The 5,666-nt window shown below is 40.9% G+C and carries 5 protein-coding genes and 1 pseudogene; 5 read left to right on the forward strand and 1 reads right to left on the reverse strand.

Annotated elements, in window-relative coordinates; translation table 11 throughout:
- The first annotated feature begins 205 nt into the window (after nt 1-205).
- The 3 genes from IM507_RS08395 (at nt 206) to IM507_RS08405 (ending at nt 2,217) form a co-directional block, all read left to right on the forward strand.
- A complete protein-coding gene (locus IM507_RS08395; RefSeq protein WP_016514797.1) occupies nt 206-1,369 on the forward strand; it encodes a pyridoxal phosphate-dependent aminotransferase in 1,164 nt (387 codons plus the stop codon).
- A gap of 29 nt (nt 1,370-1,398) precedes the next feature.
- Nucleotides 1,399-1,740, forward strand: coding sequence for a hypothetical protein (locus IM507_RS08400; protein ID WP_287636877.1), 342 nt, complete (start codon nt 1,399-1,401; stop codon nt 1,738-1,740).
- Between the two features lie 246 nt (nt 1,741-1,986).
- Entirely contained in the window at nt 1,987-2,217 is a 231-nt protein-coding gene (locus tag IM507_RS08405; protein ID WP_256094039.1) for an HNH endonuclease, read from the forward strand.
- On the opposite strand, the gene IM507_RS08410 is transcribed toward IM507_RS08405, so the two are convergent.
- Nucleotides 2,210-3,250 carry a DNA cytosine methyltransferase gene (locus IM507_RS08410; RefSeq protein ID WP_287636878.1) on the reverse strand — a complete coding sequence of 347 codons (1,041 nt, stop codon included), beginning with the start codon at nt 3,248-3,250 and terminating at the stop codon, nt 2,210-2,212. The genes IM507_RS08405 and IM507_RS08410 overlap by 8 nt on opposite strands.
- 299 nt (nt 3,251-3,549) lie before the next feature.
- Here IM507_RS08410 and IM507_RS08415 point away from each other — a divergent pair, with 299 nt between their 5' ends.
- Together IM507_RS08415 and IM507_RS23670 are read left to right on the forward strand one after the other, a co-directional pair.
- A complete protein-coding gene (locus IM507_RS08415) occupies nt 3,550-4,587 on the forward strand; it encodes a fatty acid desaturase (RefSeq protein WP_069474710.1) in 1,038 nt (345 codons plus the stop codon).
- A gap of 850 nt (nt 4,588-5,437) precedes the next feature.
- A pseudogene (locus IM507_RS23670) lies at nt 5,438-5,536 on the forward strand (type II toxin-antitoxin system HicB family antitoxin); the annotation flags it as partial.
- Nucleotides 5,537-5,666 lie beyond the last annotated feature (130 nt).

Genomic DNA, 5,666 nt, shown 5'->3' on the forward strand with positions numbered 1-5,666 from the left:
CCCCACACCCCACACCCCACACCCCACACCCCACACCCCACACCCCACACCCCACACCCCACACCCCACACCCCATCACCCCACACCCACCCCTAAGCGCCGCAATTCCGGAGATTATATAAAAAAACACCCAGAACAATCGGGGTGATGGACAATACTAAAGGTTGTGTAGGTCATCAGAAAAGCCCTGTCAGGGTAAAATACTATGAAACTAGCGTCACGAGTCAATCAAGTCACCCCCTCCCTTACCCTAGCTATCGACTCTCTGGCCAAGGAAATGAAGAAAAACGGCGAAGATGTCTGTAGTTTTAGCGCCGGGGAGCCAGATTTCGACACACCCACTCACATCAGAGCTGCCGCGAAAAAGGCCCTCGATGAGGGAAAAACTCGCTACGGACCAGCTGCCGGGGAAGCGGGGTTAAGAAAAGCCATCGCCGAGAAATTGCTGCGGGATAATCAACTAGCATACAATGCCGATAATGTCATCGTTACCAATGGGGGTAAACAGTCTCTCTATAATCTAATCATGGCGTTAATTGAAGCCGGGGACGAAGTAATTATTCCCGCACCCTACTGGTTGAGTTATCCTGAAATGGTGACGTTAGCGGGGGGAACATCGGTTATAGTGAACACTAGCCTAGAGAATCAGTATAAAATCACCCCCGAACAGCTAGAAGCGGCAATTACACCGAAAACTAAATTATTTGTTCTCAATTCTCCCTCTAATCCCACCGGCATTGTCTATACTCCCGAAGAAATCGCAGCTTTAGCAAAAATTGTGGTTGAAAAGGATATTTTAGTGGTTTCTGATGAAATTTACGAGAAAATCCTATATGATGGCGCGATTCACCGCAGTATCGCTTCTTTTGGCCCAGAAATCTTTCAGCGCAGTATTATTAGTAATGGTTTTGCTAAAGCTTTCTCGATGACGGGGTGGCGCGTCGGTTACATAGCAGGACCGGTGGAAATTGTCAAGGCTATGACTAAGATCCAAGGTCATAGTACCTCCAATGTCTGCACTTTTGCTCAGTACGGTGCGATCGCTGCTTTGGAGAGTCCCCAAGATTGCATCGAGGAAATGGTCAAAGCTTTTAGCGAGCGCCGACAGTATATTTTAGAACGAGTGCGATCGCTGCCTGGACTTAATTGTCCTACTCCCAACGGTGCTTTTTATGTGTTTATCGATATTAGTCAAACTGGTTTAAAATCCCGGGATTTTTGTCAGAAACTCCTCGAAACCCAAAAAGTGGCTGCTATCCCCGGTATTGCTTTTGGTGCTGATGATTGTATTCGTCTTTCCTATGCTACAGATCTAAAGACGATTGAAAAAGGATTTGATCGCATTGATCAGTTTATCGGCAGTTTGTAGGATGATTACTGTGTCTGTTAGGGTGAATTTTGTTCGCCCTTTTTTTGGGTTTTAACAGCCAATTATCTGTAATTTCTAGAGGTATTAAGATGAGTGGGATCAAGTTAGAAGATATTAGGGAAATTACCAAGAATACTCAAGGAAAAGGATATTTAATTATCTTTAATGATAACAGAGTAATTATTTTATATAAAAAAAGAACTATTGCTGCTTTGCTAACTCTGATTAGGTATGGAGAAGGTTGTGAGAGCGATCTAACTAATGCGACCAATAATTTGCAAGAGATAAAAACTATACTCAAGGGTAAAATTTCTGAAAATTTAATTCAAGATTCCTATGCTGATGCTAATAAACCCTTTAGCGAACTTTGAAATGAAGAGGGATTTAATTTTATTTATGCTCCCCCAGGACAAAAAAGATTAGGCAGTCAAAAATATATTTTAGATAGTTCCGATCATCAACGACTTTTTACCACTACTAAACCACCGATTAGAACACCTCCCTCATCCCTAATTCAGAGAAATATCTTAGAACAACAAAAAAATAAATGTAATTTTTGTGGCTCAATTCTTAAAAAGAAAGAAAATATCAATCAAAATACCTATGCTAGGGATCGAGTGCGTTTAGTTTGGGATCATCGGATTCCCGTAGAAAAAGGTGGAAATAGTGCCGATGACAATTTTCAAGCTCTCTGCTTCTATTGTAATAAATGCAAATGGCAAATCTGTAATCTTTGTAACTATGCTCCTGATAAATGTTCAGAATGCGTCTTAGCTTTTCCTGAAGTAACTAAGATTATTTTCCCCAGTCAAGAAAATATTGAAGACCGGTTAAATCGAGCTAATTAAGTGATTTAGTAATATTTATACCAATATGTTTAATGACTGGGGGACAGACAGCGTTAGAAAGTTGTTTAATAGCAGCGGTGCGAGAAACAGGAAAATAATAATCATCGGGAAATCCCATTAATCTTTTTATTTCTAAGAGACTTAAATGTCTTCTTTCCTTGCTATACACTGGAATCATGGCACCACCACCGCTAACACTAACCGCAAAAGTAGGAAAGGGTTTTTGGATAGAAATTGCTCGGATGCCACTAGATCTCATTTGATAAATACAATTATCATAATCTACATTAACACTTGCCCTTTCAATACTTATTCTTGTTTTTGGCAGTTGAAAAGATAATTGTTCGGCAGTAATTCTGCCAGCATAATAATCAATATACTGCTGCCATTTTTCCGATATGGGAATTGAATAATCCCCCGGAACAATAATTTTTTCAATACCTACTTCTGCATGGCAAGGTTGGGGAAATTGAAAGTTTTTAATTCCTAAATCCTTTCGGAAAGCCAATAAAAAAAAGCGAGGTCTTGATTGAGGAATTTGGAAATATTTACTATCGATAACTGCATAAAAAGCCAGATAATTTATTTCTTTTAACTGGATTAATATATCTTTTAATATCTGCCCTTTATTTAAGCGCACGATATTACTAACATTTTCAAGAAAGATAACTTTAGGCTTTTTTTCATGGCAAATTCTCAGAATTTCCTGAATGGCTAGTCCGCGACTGTCTTGCCAACCTTTTTGTTGTCCTGCTCTGGAAAATGGCTGACAGGGAAATCCTCCACAAAAAACCTCAAAATCGGGAAGTAAGCTAGGAATTAAAGCTTCAACATCTTGCGGTTTCATGGATTCATGAAAATTGTGATTGTAGGTTTTCACACAATCTGGGTTATTTTCGTTGCTAAAAACACATTGCCAACCGATTTGTTCAAGACCGAGACGAAAGCCACCAATTCCCGCATAAAAATCGGCAAAAGTCAAGCGACTATGGGTAAAATTTTTGTTAGCTGGACGAATAGGTAACTCGTTCATAATGTTGATTGAATAACCGAGAGTCTTATCTATTTTCTCAGATATTATTGTACTAGATGCCCAGGGGGACAGATGGACAGACAGGGGGAGAATGTGATTAACTTTCCCTAGGGGCTTTTGTTAAGTTACATTAAGCCCTACAATAAAATTCCAGTGAGTTAGACGAAATTCACTCGATCGCTTGGTTTTATCTGCTCCTAGCTGAGATAGAGAAAAGATAGCGCACCGAGAAACAGAAAACTTGAGCTACTCAAGCCTTCGTCAATACTGCCCTGTTATCCATCTTAAGTTATAACCTAGTGTCCCAAACCCTACCTAAACCTGCCCTAAAAAGAGAATTTTTGCCATTTACCCTACAGGATGTCCGTCTAGCTATCCCGGCCCGTTGCTTCCAATCAAGCGTTTTTCGCTCTTTAGCCTACTTTTTTTTTGATATTGGCATCATTACCCTGCTTTACTGGATAACTTACCAGATTAATCAAGCATGGTTCTTCCCCCTTTTTTGGTTTATGCAGGGAACCATGTTTTGGGCCTTATTTGTCGTCGGTCACGATTGCGGTCACGGTTCCTTTTCCCGTTATCGTTGGTTAAATAACTTAATAGGTCATCTCAGTCATACTCCTATTCTCGTACCTTTCCACGGTTGGCGCATCAGTCATCGCACCCATCACGCTAATACTGGCAATATCGACACCGATGAAAGTTGGTATCCCGTCACGGAAACCCAGTATAACAATATGGCTTGGTACGAAAAATTAGCTCGTTTTCAGCTAATTTTATTTGTTTATCCCCTTTATCTTTTCCGTCGTTCTCCTAATAAACAGGGGTCACATTTTACGCCCGAAAGCCCCCTCTTTCGCCCCTCGGAACGGTGGCAGGTACTGACTAGCACCGTTTGTTGTACCTTTATGTTAGGTCTATTAATCGGGGTGGGTATCAGCTACGGCTTTTGGTTTCTGTTTAACTACTACATCATGCCCTATATCGTCTTTGTGGTTTGGTTGGACCTAGTGACATTCCTACACCACACTGAAGATGATATTCCCTGGTATCGCGGTCAAGATTGGTACTTTCTCAAAGGAGCGCTTTCTACCATCGATCGCGATTATGGCATCTTTAATCCCATCCATCACCAAATTGGTACCCACGTCGCCCATCATATTTTTATCACTATTCCCCACTATCATCTCCAAGAAGCAACCGAGGCTATCCGTCCCGTCTTAGGAGACTATTATCGCGTCTCGAAAGAACCGATTTTCAGATCTCTCTGGCGGTCCTACCGCAATTGTCATTTTGTCAGTGACCAAGGCAGTAAGATTTTTTACCGCAAAAACTAATCCTGTCTTAGCTATCAAGAGGAAACGGCAGCAAAATCTGCCTCCTCCTCTCACACCGAGAATAGTTGCCAAAACTAGCGGTAAAGTCTTTGTCTTTATTTGATTCATTGGCAAGGAATTAAGCTGATGCAGTGAAATTGAACGACTTACAAAGGGAATGACATTGGCAGAATTGGCCAAGAATCAAACAAATATCCAAGCGGTTCTCTAGGATTTGATCATTTTGCTTTTCAACAGCTACTGGCAAGAGGATAGGCGTTGTCAGATGTAAAGATGAATCAAGCAAAAGTGTAGGGAACTGGAACATCCTTAAACTTAAGGTCATGAATTAGAAGCTTAAGGGAATTTTCTGATTTGCCTTCTCATCTCTTTATCTGACAACGCCTAGAACCAGCACAGGTTCGTCGAGTCCTACAGCTTGTAGCACCGTTATCTGTAAATATTCTCATTTTCAAGGTTTAATTGGGCAATAGCTCTATCAATTAAATCACAGCCCTAGGCTGGTTTTACGCAAGGAAACTCAACCCCTTCGTTTAACTGAATATATTCCGATATAATCAAAGACAGGTCATTGAACGTTGAGGAAATACCGTGAACATCAGCCTAGATTTACCTTCAGAGCTAGAGAATGAGTTATCTACAAAATCCTCCTAAAACAGGGCTAGAGCTAGTTGCTTATTGGGAAAGCGTTGGGGTTATTGGCTCCCCACCTGATATTGCTTTTGGGCATAATAAACCCTTGGCACTTTCAACGTGAACCACTATCGAGTCATCCCGGGCTTGAGCATTGATTATGCTTGTGGAGTCCATCTGTTATCATCTTGGGTAGTTCTCTAAGGATTTAGTCCCTATGAAATGGCGAGTGATACTTGAACCCGATCCCGATACAAACGAATGGGCAATTTGGTGTCCGGAACTGCCCGGATGCACATCTGCCGGTATTGTAAAGTTTTGTAAAAAATATATGCAAATGACTGCAAACAACTGCTAATATGGTTAGTACAAGTTTACATTGCAGTTCACATGAAACTATCAGATTATGCTAAGAAAAAAGGGATCAGTTATGACACTGCTTGGAG

The sequence above is a fragment of the Microcystis sp. M20BS1 genome, from assembly GCF_020245305.1.
Taxonomy (GTDB): domain Bacteria; phylum Cyanobacteriota; class Cyanobacteriia; order Cyanobacteriales; family Microcystaceae; genus Microcystis; species Microcystis ichthyoblabe_A.